We start from the raw sequence: 17,062 nt of genomic DNA on the forward strand, positions 1-17,062 counted from the left end.
TACTTGCGGGTCACGAATGACCGATTCTTCGAAAACTACTAGTCTTCGATTGTGATACCCATACTGCGAGCAGTACCTTCAACCATACGCATTGCAGCTTCTACAGATGCAGCGTTAAGGTCTGGCATTTTTGTTTCAGCAATTTCACGAACCGCAGCGCGGCCGATTTTTGCTACTTTTTTCTTGTTTGGTTCGCCGGATCCTTTTTCTACTTTAGCAGCGATGCGAAGCAGAACAGCAGCCGGAGGAGTTTTAGTGATGAACGTAAAGGAACGGTCTTCAAATACTGTAATTTCAACCGGAATGATCAAGCCAGCCTGGTCGGCAGTACGAGCATTAAATTCCTTACAGAATGCCATGATGTTGACACCTGCTTGACCTAACGCCGGACCTACTGGAGGCGCTGGATTCGCTTTCCCTGCAGGAATCTGCAGTTTCACCATTTTAATAACTTTTTTAGCCATGAGTGACACCTCCTTGCAAAAATAGTGGTCTTCGAACGCCATTGGCGCTCTCCCACAAGAAACCCTTAGCTTATGTTATATTTTCTCCACTTGAGTGAAATCCAACTCTAGCGGGGTTTCCCGTCCAAACATGTTCACATGCACTTTGATCTTGCTCTTGTCAGCCAAAATTTCTTCCACGGATCCCACAAAATTCGCAAACGGACCAACCATAATACGTACGGATTCCTTGATTTCGAAATCAATCTTCGCTTTAGGTTCAACCATGCCCATATGCTTCAGAATTTGTTCTACCTCTTCCGGAAGCAAAGCTGTTGGTTTAGACCCTGAGCCTGTCGAACCAACAAATCCAGTAACGCCCGGAGTATTGCGGACAACATACCAGGAATCATCAGTCTGAACCATTTCCACCAAAACATAACCCGGGTAAACTTTACGCATAACGGTTTTTTTCTTACCGTCTTTGTTTACGATTTCTTCTTCCATAGGAACAAGAACGCGGAATATTTTGTCTTCCATGCCCATGGACTCAACGCGCTTTTCCAAATTGGCTTTGACCTTATTCTCATACCCAGAATAGGTATGAACGACATACCATCTTTTTTCCATATCAAGCCACCTGGGACCTCTCTAAATAATCGCTTCAATCACAGCGGAAATACCGATGTCCAGAACCCAGAAGTAAATAGCGACAACTACAATTGTACCGAGAACGATCAATGTATAGTTGGTCAATTCTTTACGACTTGGCCAGCGAACTTTTTTGAGTTCACTCCAGCTCTCAGTGAAAAAGGAAAACATAGACTTGAAACTACGTTTCATGCCGACTACACCTCCACAGACTATCTGGTTTCGCGATGAGGAGTTTGCGAGTTACAATACTTGCAAAATTTCTTCATCTCCATGCGGTCGGGGTGATTTCGCTTGTTTTTGGTAGTCGCATAGTTTCTTTGTTTGCAACTTGTACAAGCCAAAGTGATAATTACCCGCATGATGTGCACCTCCCGAGACGTCCTTCTAACAATACAATTAGAAGACGTAAATATTGATCCTAAAAAAAGCCGCGAATTTAGGCCTACCTAAAACACTTTAGCATAATGTCAAGGTCTGTGTCAACGAAAGAATTCCGTTCTGCACTGGGTAATTTCGGGTGTTATAGTCATATGGCCGTACCCTGTCCTTGGGTCTATCTCTTCCTCACACTTCGCTGTCTTCCTTATCATTATGGGGCATTCCGACTGTGTATAAACCTACCCTCAACGGCAACAACTAAAATCGACTCAAATAGAAATTTATGGTGTTAGCTCCTAATTCTATCTAAGCAATTTCATGAGACTAAAAAAAAGAACTCGATGTACGAGCCCTCTTGTGTTCATTATATCATTAATTGTCACGCACTTCTAGATATCTTTCTAATTTCCGCTTTACTCGTTGTAAAGCGTTGTCAATAGATTTCACATGCCGCTTCAGATCTTCAGCAATTTCCTGATAAGATCGTCCGTCTAAATACAACATAAGAACCTTACGCTCTAGGTCACTTAAAATCTCCGCCATCTTATCTTCAAGTCCAATGAATTCTTCTTGATTGATAATTAGCTCTTCTGGATCTAGTACCTGAGTTCCACAAATGACATCCATAAGCGTCCGGTCGGAATCTTCATCATAAATGGGCTTATCCAAAGAAACATAAGAATTGAGCGGAATATGCTTCTGACGCGTGGCCGTCTTAATAGCAGTTATAATCTGACGTGTTATGCAGAGCTCAGCAAAAGCCTTGAATGAAGAGAGCTTGTCACCTTTAAAGTCACGAATAGCCTTATATAGACCAATCATTCCTTCTTGAACAATATCTTCACGATCTGCCCCGATCAAGAAATAAGAGCGGGCTTTAGCACGTACAAAATTACGGTATTTATTAATTAAGTGTTCCAATGCGCCACTGTCGCCACCACGGAAAGCCTCGACAATATCTTCATCACTTATGAAATCATACTCGGATAGCATTATTTCCTTGAGGTCGACACTCACCAAGAATCCCCCCGGCTGCAACGCAAGACACATCGTTACTTCGCGAAATATAGGATCAGTATATATTATGTTACCTTACACCGTCAACCGGATTTGTCCAAAAACAATCTGGAATAGCATAAAATGGAATAAAAATATTGCCTAAATCTTTCCTATTGTCACTGCCTACGCCAATTTTCCAGTTTACTCCGCACATCAGGAGGCAGTTTGTCTTCCAAAGAATGACGTGTAGAACTGATACTTCCCGGTTCGATAGCTTTTTTCACTTGTTTCTGGTTCTCTTCAATTTCTAGGTGCAATTCTCTTGCAGAAATCCGCAGTGCACCTTGGGCGAAAATAATATGTTGCTCCACAAAGTCACTTGTTGCAACATAGATCTGCCGACGTCGGTTGCTAAATTCTCCAACCAATCGCTCAATGCATTCATCTGCGGTTTCTTTTTCCTTGGTGAAAAACACCTGGACTTTGCCCTGGACAAATGACCGACCCAATCCTGGAACGCGATATGCATCAAACACAGCAATAACTCGTCGTCCTGAGTAAGCCTGGTAATCAGCCAGCAAATCCATCAAGCGGTCGCGTGCTTCCTGCATACCAATCTGGGACAGTGCCGCTAGTTCCGGCCAGCCACCGATCATATTGTACCCGTCCACAAGCAGCACATCGCGCCAGTCGGCCATAGTTATCCCTGCTGTTGCCGAAGGCGTACCACTTCATACATAATGACTCCTGCGGCGACAGAGGCATTTAATGAATTGATCTTTCCGGCCATCGGCAGCTTAAGTAATACATCACATTTTTCACGAATCAGGCGTCCCATCCCTTTATTCTCATTACCGATTACAACAGCTACCGGTCCTGTGAAAATATTGGATCCAAACAGATTCTGATCTGTATCCACATCCGTACCTACTACCCAGACTCCCTGCTCTTTCAGACGATCAATGGTCTGACCTAGGTTAGTGACCCGCGCAACCGGAACATATTCCACGGCACCCGCCGATGTTTTGGAGACGGTAGCAGTAATCTGAGCCGAACGACGTTTAGGTACGATTACTCCATGCACTCCAGTACAATCTGCTGTCCGCAGAATGGACCCAAGGTTATGAGGATCTTCAATCTCATCCAGCAAAATCAAGAATGCAGGCTCTCCTTTGGCTTCAGCTGCAGCCAGCAGATCATCTACCTCGACATAGGCAAAAGGTGCGGCTTGAGCAACTACCCCCTGATGTTGAACTCCAGGAGCAAGCTGATCCAGCTTACGCTTGTCCACATGCTGAATGACAATCCCCGCTTTACGTGCTTCAGCGACGATTGGTGCGGTCAGATGCTTCTGAGCCGTTTCTGCAATCCATATTTTATTTAATGTACGACCCGCACGAAGCGCCTCAAGCACTGAATGCTTCCCAGCCAATATTTCCTCTTCTGTCTTCAAATCTTCTTCCATGTTCACTTCTCCTATTCTCTATTTCGCAAAAGCCTTATCACGGCTGTTTCAACATAAACTGTATGCCACTGTTCACAATTTCTTGTATTCTCTCCTGTTGACCTGTGTAGTATAAGTAACCTATCAGACACTCAAAAGCAGTAGCATGACGGTATTCAAGCACATCTGCATTCTTAGGAATACTTCCCGATTTAGCATTTCTCCCCTGACGGGCGACATCTTTTTCCTCTTCTGTGAGACTTGGCTCCAAGAATCCAAGAATTGCACTCTGCGCCTTAGCGGATACAAGTCCTGTAGCAGAGCGATGCAAATGGTTTGGGCGCAAATTCGGAAGAGATACTAAATACTGGCGAACTGACACTTCGTAAATGGCATCTCCTACATAGGCAAGCACAATTGGCGAGAGGAGTCGCGCAGGTTTGGAAGGCTCGTAAGGAAACCACCCGTTCTGAAACTTGCGTTCCTCACTCATTTCCGCCGCCACCGCATTCCTTGCGGAGTATCCTCAAGCAATATGCCCAAGCGACCTAATTCATCACGAATCTCATCGGACCGGCTCCAATTCTTATTTTTACGCGCTTCAACCCGCTCCGCGATCAATCGTTCAACTTCTTCACTCGCGATCTCTTCTTCCTCATGCTCAGGTGTCAAACGCAGCACAGCATTCATTTCCCCAAAAGCTTGCAGCAACGCAGCAAAATCAGCAGGGGCTGCTTCACTATTCGCAAGGGTATGGTTTGCAAGACTCACCCAATCAAACATAGCCGTAATCGCATCAGGGGTATTAAAGTCATCCTGCATTCTAGCATGAAAATTGGCCACAATAGCAGATAACTTATCATTAATCTCTAAGCTGACCTCACCCTGAGCACCTTCAGCAGCAAGTTCAAGACGATGCTTAACGTTACTTTCTGCAAGTGAGATACGTTCTACGCTCTTTTCAGCTGAAGTCATTGAATCCACCGAGAAGTTCAACGGATTACGATAATGGGTCGATAGCATGAAATAACGAATAGTTCCAGCTTTAAATTGCCCACGGATATCTTTCACAAGCCATCCGTTACCCAATGATTTCGACATTTTTTCATCACCGATGTTGATAAATCCATTATGCATCCAATAATTAGAGAGTGGCTTACCCGTCAGAGCTTCTGTCTGAGCGCATTCGCATTCATGATGCGGGAACTGCAAATCTTGTCCACCCCCGTGGATGTCCATCGTATCCCCCAAGAACTCTCTTGCCATGGCCGAGCATTCAATATGCCAGCCTGGGCGTCCATTTCCCCACGGGCTCTGCCAGTACACTTCACCTGGTTTTGCTGCTTTCCACAGCACAAAGTCCTCAGGTTTCTCTTTCCGTGAGTCTACCTCCACGCGAATACCAAACTGTAATTCATCTAGATTCTGACGGGACAGCTTACCATAGTCTTCAAATTTGGAAGTACGGTAGTATACATCGCCACCACTCTCGTAGGCATACCCTTTTTCCTCGAGCTCTTTAATGAATCCAATGATCAACTCCATGCTTTCTGTTACCCGCGGATTCAATGTTGCCGGTTTTACTCCAAGCCCTTCAAGATCCTCACGATAAGCATTAATAAAAATCTCAGCAACCTCTGCTACTGAAGTGTTCATTTCTTCTGCTTTGCGTATCAGTTTATCATCTACATCTGTGAAGTTCGTAACATACCGTACCTCATTGCCGAGTTGCTCCAAATAATTCCGGACCATATCAAAGACAATAATAGGTCTAGCATTTCCGATATGCATATATCCATAAACGGTTGGACCACATACATACATTTTCACTTTGCCCGACTCTTGGGGCACAAACTGCTCCTTGCTGCGTGTCATTGTGTTGTAAATTTGTAAAGCCATCCTATTCCAACCCTTTCTGTTGTCCCGATTCCTTAAGTACCGGATATGCTTAAATTTCGTAATCACCAATGTACTGCTGAGTTTCGACTAGCCGCTGCGCGGTCTTTTGCTTATCTTCTTCGCCAAGCTTCTCTCTGATCTCTTCGATCTCTTTTTGCAGAAAGCGAAGTGAATCTACAAGCGGGTCTGGCATCTTGGTATGATCCAAGCGATCGGATACACGTTCACCGTTACGTTTTACTACACGGCCCGGATTTCCTACTACTGTACTGTTATTTGGAACTTCACGCAGCACAACCGCATTCGAACCTATATTTGAATTGTCGCCGATACGAAACGATCCTAATACCTTCGCACCAGAACCAATAACTACATTGTTGCCAACTGTGGGATGGCGCTTACCTTTTTCTTTCCCTGTCCCCCCAAGTGTAACACCTTGATAGATAATAACATCATCACCGATTTCACAGGTTTCCCCAATAACAATCCCCATACCATGGTCGATAAACAGCCTATTTCCGATGACAGCTCCGGGATGGATTTCAACACCGGTCATAAACCTACTAAACTGTGAGACCATACGGGCCATTGTATACCAGCGGCGTTTGAAAAAAGAATGGGCAATCCGGTGACCCCAAATGGCGTGCAACCCTGCATATGTGAAGACAACCTCGAACCAGCTGCGGGCAGCGGGATCGTTATCAAATACCGCCCGAATGTCCGACTTAATATGCTTAAACATCACGGTTCCTCTCTTCTTGACTCCCCCATCTCCTGTTTACAGGTACACAAGGAAGGTATTGTCTCCAATCCATCATTCTTATCATACATATGCTGTGGGTGTTTGCTTGGTTTGTTATATTAGAAAAGATACCCTGAAACAAAAAAAGCCCCTGCAGCATAAAGCTGCAGAGACGTTTAACCGCGGTTCCACTCTGCTTGAACGAATCAAACAGACTGCTGTTGTTACCATCGGCAGAGTTCCTTCGTTCCACTTGGCATCATTAACGGCGATGTACCCGGCGCGATCTAACGAGCCTTTAGGATCGTTCAACCGTGCAGCTCACAGGCGCATGTTCTGCCCCGGACAAATGAATAACTCCCAGCCCGAAAGGGTATCCCTTTCTCGGTTATTCTCTCTGGCAATTGCCTTTATGGACGTACTTCTCCTGATCAAAGCTATTATCATATGGTTCTATCTTAGCGTAAAAGCTAAGGGACTGACAAGAGGCTTAATGATAAGTAATACTACCTTAAGCTCCTTTAATTTGTGATTTCAAACGTTCGATGACACGGTTTTGGCCGAGCAAAGCAATCGTTATATTAAGATCACGTCCGTGCGTTTGTCCGGTTAAAGCCACACGTATCGGCATAAAGAGCGCTTTGCCTTTGTGCCCTGTTTCTTTCTGCACTTCCTTGATCAGTACAGCCATATTACTAGCACTGAAATCCTGACAAGCTTCAACCTTAGCTAGGAAAGCAGACAAGACTTCAGGCACTTGGCTTTCCGCCAGAACCTGCGCCGCTTCTGTTTCTAACTCGAGATGGCTGCGGAAGAATAGTTCAGATAGCTCTACGATATCGGAGGCAGAGTTCATCTGCTCTTGATACAGTGCTACAAGGCTTTCTGCCCATGCCTGCTGCTCATCATTCAGCTCAGCCGGTATTTTCCCCGCTTTTTGCAGATGTGGAATCGCTAATGCCGAGATCCGTTTAGGATCAGCATGCTTAATATAGTGATTATTTAGATGCGCCAGCTTGTGCTTGTCGAATACAGCCGGACTTTTGGACAAACGGTCCGCATCAAAAATAGAAATAAGTTCTTCTTTGCTGAAGATCTCCTCTTCTCCCTCTGGCGACCAGCCCAGTAGAGAAATGAAGTTAACCAAAGCCTCAGGCAAGTAACCCAATTCATCATATTGCTCAATAAATGTAATTACAGATTGATCCCGCTTGCTAAGCTTCTTATGGTTGTCACCGACAATCAGTGTCATATGACCAAATATTGGGGGTTTCCAACCAAGAGCCTCATAGATCATAAGCTGACGTGGTGTGTTGGAAATATGATCTTCCCCACGTAGTACATGGGTGATAGCCATCAAATAATCATCAACAGCTACCGCAAAGTTATAGGTCGGAATTCCGTCCTTCTTCACGATAACAAAATCACCCATTTCTTTCGTATCAAAAGAAATAGTACCTTTTACAATATCATCAAACGTGTACGTACGATCTTCTGGTACACGGAAGCGAATGCTAGCTACTCGTCCCTCAGCTTCAAAGGCAAGGCGTTGTTCTTCCGTCAAATCACGGTGTTTGCCGGAATAACGAGGGGTTTCTCCACGTGCAGTCTGTTCTTCACGTTCTGCTTCCAGTTCTTCCTCTGTGCAGTAACAGCGGTAAGCCAAACCTTTATCCAGCAAATCCTGCCAATATACACGATATAGGTCAAGACGTTCAGTCTGGCGGTAAGGTCCGTACTCTCCGCCAACATCAACACTCTCATCCCAATCCATGCCTAGCCATTTCAAATACTTAAGCTGGCTCTCTTCGCCGCCTGCGACATTGCGCTTCACGTCTGTATCTTCAATTCTGATAATGAATTTACCGCCTTTATTACGGGCGAACAGATAGTTAAACAGCGCCGTTCTGGCGTTACCTATATGTAAATGTCCCGTAGGGCTCGGTGCGTAACGCACCCGGACTTGATCCGTCATTATATTCCCTCCGCTTCATATGGTTAAAACTTAGATTTGCTACTTAGACCATCTCAAGATGATATCACATCTTGGAGTAGACAGACAATAGATTGTGCGGCAATTCCTTCACCACGACCGGCAAAACCAAGCTGTTCAGTAGTCGTAGCTTTAACGTTCACCTTGGACGGGTCTGCGTGAAGCGCACGAGCGATAATCTCCGTCATTTGTGGAATGTATGGCGCCATCTTTGGTTTTTGGGCAATAATCGTTGAATCGATATTTCCAAGCTTATAACCTCGCTCGCTAGCAAGTGCCCACACTTGTTCTAATAATTTCAAGCTATCCGCGTCCTTAAACGCTGGATCTGTGTCAGGAAAATGTCTGCCAATATCCCCAAGTCCTAGTGCGCCTAGAATCGCGTCACTTACTGCGTGCAGCAGCACATCGGCATCGGAATGTCCTATTAATCCTTTTTCATAAGGAATCGTAACGCCTCCAATAATACAAGGCCTTCCCTCAACCAGTTGATGTACGTCAAATCCTTGTCCTACAGCGATCATGATTGTCCCTCTCCCCTGTTTCTTTCTGTGAATTCTGCAAAATCCAAATCATCTGGCGTCGTAATCTTAATATTTCTGTAGCTTCCCTCTACCACAGAAACCGGAATACCAGCACGCTCTGCCAAGCTGGAATCATCAGTACCTAGAAATCCATCCCGCTCCGCTGCCGCATAGGCATCCAGCAATTCAGAAAGACGAAAAGTCTGCGGGGTTTGAATCGCCCACAGACTTCGCCGATCCGGCGTAGACAGTACTTTGCCTTCGTTATCTACCTGTTTGATCGTATCTTTGACTGGTACAGCAAGAATTGAAGCACCGATCTGCTTCGCTCGCTCGTAACATGCCTCAATTTCATTCGGCTGCACAAACGGACGAACACCATCATGTACCATTACCCACTGTGTCGTAAGTTTCAACAATCCTGTATGTACGGAATGCTGACGCTCAGATCCACCAGGCACTATAGCCTTAACCTTGTCCAGCTTATAGAGCTGTATCCATTCCCGGCAGCGCTCAATATCTTCCTTACCGGTTACGAGCACGATTTCAGATATCAATTCGTGCTGCTGAAATACTTCCAGCGTATGAACGATGATTGGTTTACCCTGCAGTAACAGATATTGCTTGCTCTCTACAGTCCCCATTCGCGTTCCTCTGCCTGCCGCCACAATAACGACGCCCACACTGTTTGACATTACTCAGGCTCCTGTCTTTCACGTATATTCCCATCATAACGTGTTTGGCGGGCATTTCCAACCCATAGGACATTTGCCATGCACTTTATCTACGCTTATTGTGCTTTTTCCAAGAGCTTTGGCTTCGCAAATATCATCCGTCCAGCTGAAGTTTGAAGCACACTCGTGACGAGAACCTCCATCGTAGTTCCGATATATTCCCGTCCGCCTTCCACAACGATCATTGTTCCATCGTCTAAATAGGCTACGCCTTGTCCATGCTCTTTGCCATCCTTAATGACCTGAACTACGATTTCCTCACCAGGCAACACTACGGGCTTCACGGCATTCGCAAGATCATTAATATTCAGGACTGAGACTCCTTGTAATTCGCAAACCTTATTCAAGTTAAAGTCATTGGTAACTACTTTACCTCGCAGTACCTTCGCTAACTTCACCAGCTTACTATCCACCTCAGAGATTTCTTCAAAATCTCCCTCGTAGATTAATACCTTCACATCGAGCTCTTTTTGGATTTTATTGAGAATATCAAGTCCCCGCCGTCCGCGATTACGTTTCAGTAGATCGGAAGAATCTGCGATATGCTGGAGCTCCTCAAGTACGAATTCCGGTATGACAATCGTTCCCTCAATAAATCCAGTTTTGCAAATGTCGGCGATCCGACCATCAATAATAACGCTTGTATCGAGGATTTTATGCTCCTCCAGGCCACGACCTTCCGGTTCAGCCGCTTGCCCCCAGCGTCCAGTTGTCCAAAGTGCAGCTAGTTCCTCTTTTTTCTCCAGACCGATCCGCAGCCCCATATATCCAAAAGCTAACGTAACGGGTACCTGCAGCAACTGCCCAGCTTTTCCAAGCCAAATCATAGCAGGATATAACAGAAGAGATAGCAAAAGCCCCCCTGTAAGCCCAGCTGCACCTGCAGCCAATTCATTCATTGGTATACGCGAACAGTACAGAACCGCCTCCCGCAGTTTTGAACCTCCCCATTCCGCGCATAAAGACCCCGCAAACAAAAAAATAATGGCACCCAGCACCGTAAATAAAATGCTTCCCTCTACAGGTAAACTTTCACTCAGCTTTTCCATCCCCTTGGGGAATCCTTTTTCAAGCGCATGGTATAGCGAAAAACCAGACCAAGCACCACATATTAAAGCAAAAGACAATATCACTTTTTTCCACATAACCTAACGCACCTCCTTTTTATTCATCCTTGAATGATCTATACCTCACCAGTATGTTCCAATTTTCAAGACGATAAACTTGGGGTAGCGCTGGAATTGCAAAAAGGCTTTGCCATCCCCTAAGGACGACAAAGCCTCTAGCTATAATTATATTAGTTCAACCTTACTACAAGACTGCTTTAACCGTTCTTCGAGTGATACACTTTATCTTCAGAACGTCTTCTACGACGGTGACGGCGTCTGGCTGTCAATCGATCGATGTTTTGTTTAAAACCATATAACGCGTAAATCCCAAGTAAGACGAAGATTAGCTTAGCAATTTGTTCTGGGAACACAACAGCAACAGCCACGGCAACAACAATGACTACTGGCGCTCCGACAACCACTTTTTTAGGTAATCCAACCTTCTTAAAATTAGGATATTTAACAGTGCTGACCATCAAATATGATAAGAGCAATGTAGCCACGATCATAAATGGAGCAGAAACATCTTTATTAAAAAGAGCTAATGTGGCAAGTACACCACCAGCAGCAGGAATTGGCAATCCGATGAAATAACCAGGAACCCCTGGATGAACATTAAAGCGAGCTAGGCGCAATGCACCAAACACCGGGAAAATTGCAGTTACTGTCCAGGCTAATGCAGAATTTAAATCATGCAGGCTTGAGACGTACATAATAACAGCCGGTGCTACTCCAAAAGAAACGACATCAGACAAAGAGTCCAATTCCTTACCAAATTCACTCTCACATTTAAGTGCACGAGCAACTCGGCCATCCAATCCGTCTAACAGCATAGCAATAATAACCATGATAGCGGCCATGCTAACTTTACCGTCAAACGCCATCATGATACCAAACATTCCGAGCATCAAGTTACCTATGGTAAAAAGACTCGGAATTGATTTTTGTATCATTTCTTCACCTCAATTTTCTCACATTGGCCTTAAACAGCTCCAATATTACGTGATTGTATGTTATTTACATTTGCCTGTCAATAAGAACTTGCTTCTGTAAACGTTTGAGCCCATCCTGAATATTACGAGCCCGCACCTCCCCAATTCCGTCCACTTCGTCCAGTTCAGCTATGCTTGCAGACATCAAATTAGGCAGCATTTCAAACCGCTCCACCAGATTATGAATGATTACATTTGGAAGCCGCGGAATCTTGTTGAGCAGACGATATCCACGCGGAGTAACCACCTCTTCGGAAGAAATTGCCGTAGAAGAGTAGCCCAGCAATCGAGCAATATGGTTGTCATCCATTAGGTCATCATCACTAATACGTTTGAGACCGGCAATAATTTCACGAATTTTATCTTCTTGCTCTTCCTTAGCATAGTCTCTGTATAGGAGCCATGCTTCTTCCTCTGTATTTCCAACCAGTTCTTCCATCTGCATGCTGATTAAGCGTCCTTCATTGCCTAGTTCATTTATATATCGTTTGATCTCCATTTTTATGCGTAGAACCATCTCTACCCGCTGAATCACTCCGACCACTTCAGCTACGGTTACGATTCCCTCATACTCCGAAGCAGACAAATTCGTCAGTCCTTGTGTAAGAACCGCTTTGTACTTTTCGAGGGTCTGAATCGCTTGATTAGCTTTAGCCAAAATAGCTCCGATTTCTTTTAACGCATACCGAATGGAACCTTGATACAGGGTAATGATATTGCGGCGCTGTGAAATAGAAACAACCAGTTTACCTGTTTGCTTCGCTACGCGCTCGGCGGTCCGGTGACGAATGCCTGTCTCGATTGAAGAGATGGACGAATCCGGAATTAGCTGTGTATTTGCATACAAAATTCGTTTCAAATCCTCACTAAGAATAATGGCACCGTCCATTTTGGCGAGCTCATATAAATAATTGGGCGAAAAATCGCAGTTAATGGAGAATCCTCCATCCACTACCTCCATCACCTCAGGACTATACCCAACGACGATTAGTGCTCCCGTCTTAGCGCGCAGCACATTCTCAAGACCTTCCCGAAAGGGTGTCCCCGGTGCCGCCAGTCTGAGCAGATCATTCATATTCTCTAATTGGTTATATTCTTTCATAATCCCTGTGCCCCCTAATCTAACGCGACCGATAGTGCATCTGCTACGGTACTGACGCCAATAATCTGGATATCTTGCGGGTGCTTCCAGCCCTTCAAACTTTTCTCTGGCATGATCACCCGCCGGAAGCCTAGCTTCGCGGCCTCCTTCACACGCATTTCCGCGCGTGAAACACCTCTTACTTCACCTGTAAGTCCTACTTCACCGAAGAAAACATCGTAAGGTTTTGTTGAAATATCACGAAAGCTGGAAGCGATACTAACAGCTACTGCTAAATCAATCGCCGGTTCATCCAGCTTCACGCCTCCAGCAACATTAAGGTATGCATCCTGATTTTGCAGGAACATGCCCATCCGCTTCTCAAGTACAGCGATAATGAGTGCCATCCGCTGGTGATCCATACCTGTGCACACCCGGCGTGGGGAGGGGAAATGAGTGGCAGCGATAAGAGCCTGAAGCTCAACAAGCACCGGTCTAGTCCCTTCCATACTAGCCACAACTGTAGATCCGGCTACGCCGAGTGGACGCTCCGATAAGAAGAGCTCCGATGGATTTTCTACTTCTGTTAGACCCACTTCACCCATTTCGAAAATGCCGATTTCATTCGTTGAACCGAAGCGGTTCTTTACAGCCCGCAGGAGTCTATACGTATGATGCCGCTCTCCCTCAAAATACAGCACACAATCCACCATATGTTCAAGCATCCGTGGGCCTGCAATAGCGCCTTCCTTGGTGACATGCCCAACGAGAACTGTAGCAATTCCCCGAATCTTAGCGATACGCATAAATCTTGTCGTACATTCCCGAACCTGGGTCACACTGCCTGGCGCACTAGTTACTTCTGGCATAAATACAGTCTGAATCGAATCGATAACAAGAAATTGCGGCTGAATTTGTTCAATCGCTTCTTCTATGCTTTCCATATTCGTCTCACATAGTACATATAGCTCAGCTGACAACGCACCGAGGCGATCCGCACGTAGTTTAGTTTGCCTTACCGATTCTTCGCCCGAAATATACAGCACTCGCAATCCCTGAGTTGTCAGAGCATGCGACGTCTGTAATAAGAGCGTAGATTTACCGATTCCTGGGTCTCCCCCTACTAGTACCAGCGATCCTGGTACGATCCCCCCACCGAGAACACGGTTAAGCTCACCTATACCTGTCAGTATGCGCGGTTCCTTGTCACTTTCTATACTTATGATCGATTGTGCCTTTTCTTTACTATGAAAAATAGGGGCATTCATTCCCTGTGTTTTGACTACGCTTTCCGTTTCCTCCACCATGGAGTTCCAAGCTTGGCACCCGGGACATTTTCCGAACCATTTTGGCGATTCGTATCCACAATCGGTGCAAAAAAATTTAGTTTTTGGTTTAGCCATTTGTTCTCCTTACGGTCCGAACTTTTAAATTGCGGATATTTTCTTCTAATGAAAGTTTACCATTTCTGCCCCTTTAACGAAAGGTCATTCGGAATTTGTACTAAATGTATATTTTTAAGTGATAAATTTATATTAAAAAAGCTTCCGCCCCTCTATAAACTGAGGAGCGGAAGCTTTTTTTATTCCGTTTTTTTATTCGGATTCTACTTCTTTTTCAAGCAATGGCGCTACAGGAGCATCCACTTTATTCACTACAAGTTCTCCGCCAACTTCATCAATGTTGAGCGAATCACCCTTTTGGATATTTCCTCTCAACAATTCCTCGGAAAGACGGTCTTCAATATGCTTCTGAATCGCACGACGCAATGGACGTGCACCAAAGGCTGGGTCGTAACCTTCCTTAGCCAGGAAAGCCTTCGCCGCATCCGTGAGTACGAAATCAACATCATATTCACGCAGCCGCTTGCGCAGTTCATCAGACATCAACGTAACGATTTCAGCAATATGCTTCTCATCGAGGGAATGGAAGACGATGATTTCGTCAATCCGGTTCAAGAACTCAGGACGGAAGCTCTTCTTAAGCTCTTCCATAACCTTGCCCTTCATATTACCGTATTCTGCTCCAGCATCTTGCACAGCTGTGAATCCAAGTGTCGAATTCTTCTTGATCGCTTGTGCGCCTACGTTAGAAGTCAGAATAATTAATGTATTACGGAAATCGACTACCCGTCCTTTAGAGTCAGTCAAACGACCGTCTTCAAGAACTTGCAGCAGAATATTGAATACTTCTGGGTGCGCTTTTTCAATTTCATCAAGCAGCACTACAGAATAAGGTTTACGGCGTACCTTCTCGGTTAATTGGCCGCCTTCTTCATAGCCAACATATCCAGGAGGGGCTCCGACTAAGCGGGACGTGGAGTGTTTCTCCATGTATTCCGACATATCAATACGGATGACCGCATTCTCATCGCCGAACATGGCTTCAGCCAATGCACGAGCCAACTCAGTTTTACCTACACCTGTAGGACCGAGGAAGATAAAGGAACCCATTGGACGTTTCGGATCTTTAAGACCCGCACGCGCACGGCGTAGTGCCCGGCTAACTGCCTTAACAGCTTCGTCCTGACCGATCACTCGTTCATGAAGTAAAGCCTCCATGTTAAGTAGACGGTCGGTCTCCTCTTCCTTCAGCTTGCTTACAGGTATACCCGTCCAGCTAGCTACAACCTGTGCGATGTCTTCAGGTGTAACCTCTGAATCCGTGCGACCTTGTTTTTCTTTCCATTGATTCTTTGTCGTATCAAGCTCTTCACGGATTTTTTGCTCTGTATCACGCAAGGCCGCCGCTTTTTCAAACTCTTGACTCTGCACTGCGGAATCTTTCTCCTTGCGGATATCATCCAAGCGCATTTCAAGTTCCTTCAGATTTGGCGGGATGGTGTAAGAGTGAAGCCTTACTTTAGATCCTGCTTCATCGATAAGGTCAATCGCTTTATCTGGCAGGAAACGGTCCGGGATGTAACGGTCGGACAACTTCACTGCTTCCACAATAGCTTCATCTGTAATCTTCACACGGTGATGCGCTTCATAACGATCGCGAAGTCCGAAAAGAATTTGGACCGCTTCCTCTGGAGAAGGCTGATCCACCGTAATCGGTTGGAAACGACGCTCCAATGCTGCATCTTTTTCAATATATTTACGATATTCGTCAAGCGTAGTCGCACCAATGCACTGAAGTTCTCCACGGGCTAACGCCGGTTTCAGAATGTTAGATGCGTCAATCGCACCTTCCGCGCCACCAGCACCGATCAGTGTATGAAGCTCATCGATAAAGAGCACGATATTACCTGCTTGGCGAATCTCATCCATAATTTTCTTGAGGCGGTCTTCAAACTCACCGCGATATTTTGTTCCAGCCACTACTGAGCCCATGTCGAGCGTCATGACGCGTTTGTCGCGAAGTGTTTCTGGGATTTCATTATTGATAATCTTTTGTGCAAGTCCTTCAGCGATAGCTGTTTTACCAACACCAGGTTCACCGATCAGTACCGGGTTATTCTTAGTCCGGCGACTCAGTACCTGAATAACACGTTCAATTTCCTTACTACGGCCGATAACTGGGTCTAGATTACCTTCCTTAGCATAAGCGGTCAAATCGCGCGCAAGACCATCTAGGGTCGGTGTGCTGACGTTAGCCGGAGTCCCGCTATGACTAGAGGCAGCCTCGCTGCTTCCCAAGAGCTGAAGAACTTGTTGACGAGCTTTGTTCAAGCTGATGCCGAGGTTATTAAGCACACGAGCCGCGACACCTTCCCCTTCACGGATAAGTCCAAGCAAAATATGCTCAGTGCCAACATACGTATGACCCAATTTACGGGCTTCGTCCATCGACAGCTCAATCACTTTTTTAGCGCGAGGAGTATAAGCAATGTTCGTAGGCTGTTCTTGACCTCTGCCAATCAGTGTCTCCACTTCGTCCTGGATTTTTTCAAGACCTAGCCCTAAAGCTATTAATGCCTTAGCAGCAATACCGTCTCCTTCACGAATAAGTCCGAGCAAAATATGTTCTGTACCAATATTGTTGTGTCCTAAACGAACAGCTTCTTCCTGCGCCAGCGCTAGCACTTTTTGTGCGCGTTCCGTAAATCTTCCAAACATCATATCTCC

At 45.5% G+C, this 17,062-nt stretch carries 18 protein-coding genes; all 18 read right to left on the bottom strand.

Going from position 1 to position 17,062, the window contains the following annotated elements; translation table 11 throughout:
• Positions 1 to 38 precede the first annotated feature (38 nt).
• Positions 39 to 464: a 50S ribosomal protein L11 gene (gene rplK / locus MHI27_RS27990; protein ID WP_042131235.1), complete on the bottom strand. Its 426-nt coding sequence runs from the start codon at positions 462 to 464 to the stop codon at positions 39 to 41.
• A 75-nt stretch (positions 465 to 539) separates the two neighbouring features.
• On the bottom strand, positions 540 to 1,073 hold the full coding sequence (gene nusG, locus MHI27_RS27995) for a transcription termination/antitermination protein NusG (protein ID WP_036680499.1): 534 nt from the start codon (positions 1,071 to 1,073) through the stop codon (positions 540 to 542).
• 21 nt (positions 1,074 to 1,094) lie between these two features.
• On the bottom strand, positions 1,095 to 1,286 hold the full coding sequence (gene secE / locus MHI27_RS28000) for a preprotein translocase subunit SecE (RefSeq protein WP_036680497.1): 192 nt from the start codon (positions 1,284 to 1,286) through the stop codon (positions 1,095 to 1,097).
• A 20-nt stretch (positions 1,287 to 1,306) separates the two neighbouring features.
• Complete coding sequence (gene rpmG, locus MHI27_RS28005) at positions 1,307 to 1,456, bottom strand: 50S ribosomal protein L33 (RefSeq protein ID WP_076099620.1); 150 nt, start codon at positions 1,454 to 1,456, stop codon at positions 1,307 to 1,309.
• A gap of 391 nt (positions 1,457 to 1,847) precedes the next feature.
• The gene (gene sigH / locus MHI27_RS28010; protein ID WP_036680496.1) at positions 1,848 to 2,492 is read right to left on the bottom strand and encodes an RNA polymerase sporulation sigma factor SigH; all 645 of its coding nucleotides are present in this window, start codon (positions 2,490 to 2,492) and stop codon (positions 1,848 to 1,850) included.
• A gap of 158 nt (positions 2,493 to 2,650) precedes the next feature.
• The gene (locus MHI27_RS28015) at positions 2,651 to 3,172 is read right to left on the bottom strand and encodes an NYN domain-containing protein (RefSeq protein WP_076286854.1); all 522 of its coding nucleotides are present in this window, start codon (positions 3,170 to 3,172) and stop codon (positions 2,651 to 2,653) included.
• A 2-nt stretch (positions 3,173 to 3,174) separates the two neighbouring features.
• Positions 3,175 to 3,939 (bottom strand): 23S rRNA (guanosine(2251)-2'-O)-methyltransferase RlmB, encoded by a 765-nt coding sequence (gene rlmB, locus MHI27_RS28020; RefSeq protein WP_042131237.1) that lies wholly within the window; start codon positions 3,937 to 3,939, stop codon positions 3,175 to 3,177.
• 37 nt (positions 3,940 to 3,976) lie between these two features.
• Entirely contained in the window at positions 3,977 to 4,411 is a 435-nt protein-coding gene (locus MHI27_RS28025) for a Mini-ribonuclease 3 (RefSeq protein WP_042192194.1), read from the bottom strand.
• Positions 4,408 to 5,817, bottom strand: a complete 1,410-nt coding sequence (gene cysS, locus MHI27_RS28030) for a cysteine--tRNA ligase (protein WP_042192197.1) — start codon at positions 5,815 to 5,817, stop codon at positions 4,408 to 4,410. The genes MHI27_RS28025 and cysS overlap by 4 nt, the downstream gene beginning before the upstream one ends.
• 49 nt (positions 5,818 to 5,866) lie before the next feature.
• Entirely contained in the window at positions 5,867 to 6,559 is a 693-nt protein-coding gene (gene cysE, locus MHI27_RS28035) for a serine O-acetyltransferase (protein ID WP_042192199.1), read from the bottom strand.
• Positions 6,560 to 7,070: 511 nt separating this feature from the next.
• The gene (gene gltX / locus MHI27_RS28040; RefSeq protein WP_339267428.1) at positions 7,071 to 8,534 is read right to left on the bottom strand and encodes a glutamate--tRNA ligase; all 1,464 of its coding nucleotides are present in this window, start codon (positions 8,532 to 8,534) and stop codon (positions 7,071 to 7,073) included.
• A gap of 53 nt (positions 8,535 to 8,587) precedes the next feature.
• The gene (gene ispF / locus MHI27_RS28045; protein ID WP_149646630.1) at positions 8,588 to 9,076 is read right to left on the bottom strand and encodes a 2-C-methyl-D-erythritol 2,4-cyclodiphosphate synthase; all 489 of its coding nucleotides are present in this window, start codon (positions 9,074 to 9,076) and stop codon (positions 8,588 to 8,590) included.
• Entirely contained in the window at positions 9,073 to 9,771 is a 699-nt protein-coding gene (gene ispD, locus MHI27_RS28050; RefSeq protein ID WP_405175107.1) for a 2-C-methyl-D-erythritol 4-phosphate cytidylyltransferase, read from the bottom strand. The genes ispF and ispD overlap by 4 nt, the downstream gene beginning before the upstream one ends.
• Before the next feature lie 95 nt (positions 9,772 to 9,866).
• A complete protein-coding gene (locus MHI27_RS28055) occupies positions 9,867 to 10,955 on the bottom strand; it encodes a PIN/TRAM domain-containing protein (protein WP_339267430.1) in 1,089 nt (362 codons plus the stop codon).
• A gap of 179 nt (positions 10,956 to 11,134) precedes the next feature.
• Positions 11,135 to 11,872 carry a CDP-diacylglycerol--serine O-phosphatidyltransferase gene (gene pssA / locus MHI27_RS28060; RefSeq protein WP_042192208.1) on the bottom strand — a complete coding sequence of 246 codons (738 nt, stop codon included), beginning with the start codon at positions 11,870 to 11,872 and terminating at the stop codon, positions 11,135 to 11,137.
• Between the two features lie 64 nt (positions 11,873 to 11,936).
• Entirely contained in the window at positions 11,937 to 13,013 is a 1,077-nt protein-coding gene (disA, locus tag MHI27_RS28065) for a DNA integrity scanning diadenylate cyclase DisA (RefSeq protein ID WP_042131246.1), read from the bottom strand.
• Positions 13,014 to 13,027: 14 nt separating this feature from the next.
• Complete coding sequence (gene radA / locus MHI27_RS28070) at positions 13,028 to 14,395, bottom strand: DNA repair protein RadA (RefSeq protein ID WP_042131247.1); 1,368 nt, start codon at positions 14,393 to 14,395, stop codon at positions 13,028 to 13,030.
• A gap of 192 nt (positions 14,396 to 14,587) precedes the next feature.
• Positions 14,588 to 17,056 carry an ATP-dependent protease ATP-binding subunit ClpC gene (clpC, locus tag MHI27_RS28075; protein ID WP_042131248.1) on the bottom strand — a complete coding sequence of 823 codons (2,469 nt, stop codon included), beginning with the start codon at positions 17,054 to 17,056 and terminating at the stop codon, positions 14,588 to 14,590.
• Positions 17,057 to 17,062 lie beyond the last annotated feature (6 nt).

It is taken from the genome of Paenibacillus sp. FSL H8-0261, from assembly GCF_045040645.1.
In the GTDB taxonomy this organism is placed as follows: domain Bacteria; phylum Bacillota; class Bacilli; order Paenibacillales; family Paenibacillaceae; genus Paenibacillus_AQ.

Excerpts from the sequence above, each read along its gene's own strand:
- rplK (WP_042131235.1), bottom strand. The coding sequence starts at position 464 with ATGGCTAAAAAAGTTATTAAAATGGTGAAACTGCAGATTCCTGCAGGG.
- nusG (WP_036680499.1), bottom strand. The coding sequence starts at position 1,073 with ATGGAAAAAAGATGGTATGTCGTTCATACCTATTCTGGGTATGAGAAT.
- secE (WP_036680497.1), bottom strand. The coding sequence starts at position 1,286 with ATGAAACGTAGTTTCAAGTCTATGTTTTCCTTTTTCACTGAGAGCTGG.
- rpmG (WP_076099620.1), bottom strand. The coding sequence starts at position 1,456 with ATGCGGGTAATTATCACTTTGGCTTGTACAAGTTGCAAACAAAGAAAC.
- MHI27_RS28015 (WP_076286854.1), bottom strand. The coding sequence starts at position 3,172 with ATGGCCGACTGGCGCGATGTGCTGCTTGTGGACGGGTACAATATGATC.
- rlmB (WP_042131237.1), bottom strand. The coding sequence starts at position 3,939 with ATGGAAGAAGATTTGAAGACAGAAGAGGAAATATTGGCTGGGAAGCAT.
- MHI27_RS28025 (WP_042192194.1), bottom strand. The coding sequence starts at position 4,411 with ATGAGTGAGGAACGCAAGTTTCAGAACGGGTGGTTTCCTTACGAGCCT.
- cysS (WP_042192197.1), bottom strand. The coding sequence starts at position 5,817 with ATGGCTTTACAAATTTACAACACAATGACACGCAGCAAGGAGCAGTTT.
- cysE (WP_042192199.1), bottom strand. The coding sequence starts at position 6,559 with ATGTTTAAGCATATTAAGTCGGACATTCGGGCGGTATTTGATAACGAT.
- gltX (WP_339267428.1), bottom strand. The coding sequence starts at position 8,534 with ATGACGGATCAAGTCCGGGTGCGTTACGCACCGAGCCCTACGGGACAT.
- ispF (WP_149646630.1), bottom strand. The coding sequence starts at position 9,076 with ATGATCGCTGTAGGACAAGGATTTGACGTACATCAACTGGTTGAGGGA.
- ispD (WP_405175107.1), bottom strand. The coding sequence starts at position 9,771 with ATGTCAAACAGTGTGGGCGTCGTTATTGTGGCGGCAGGCAGAGGAACG.
- MHI27_RS28055 (WP_339267430.1), bottom strand. The coding sequence starts at position 10,955 with ATGTGGAAAAAAGTGATATTGTCTTTTGCTTTAATATGTGGTGCTTGG.
- pssA (WP_042192208.1), bottom strand. The coding sequence starts at position 11,872 with ATGATACAAAAATCAATTCCGAGTCTTTTTACCATAGGTAACTTGATG.
- disA (WP_042131246.1), bottom strand. The coding sequence starts at position 13,013 with ATGAAAGAATATAACCAATTAGAGAATATGAATGATCTGCTCAGACTG.
- radA (WP_042131247.1), bottom strand. The coding sequence starts at position 14,395 with ATGGCTAAACCAAAAACTAAATTTTTTTGCACCGATTGTGGATACGAA.
- clpC (WP_042131248.1), bottom strand. The coding sequence starts at position 17,056 with ATGATGTTTGGAAGATTTACGGAACGCGCACAAAAAGTGCTAGCGCTG.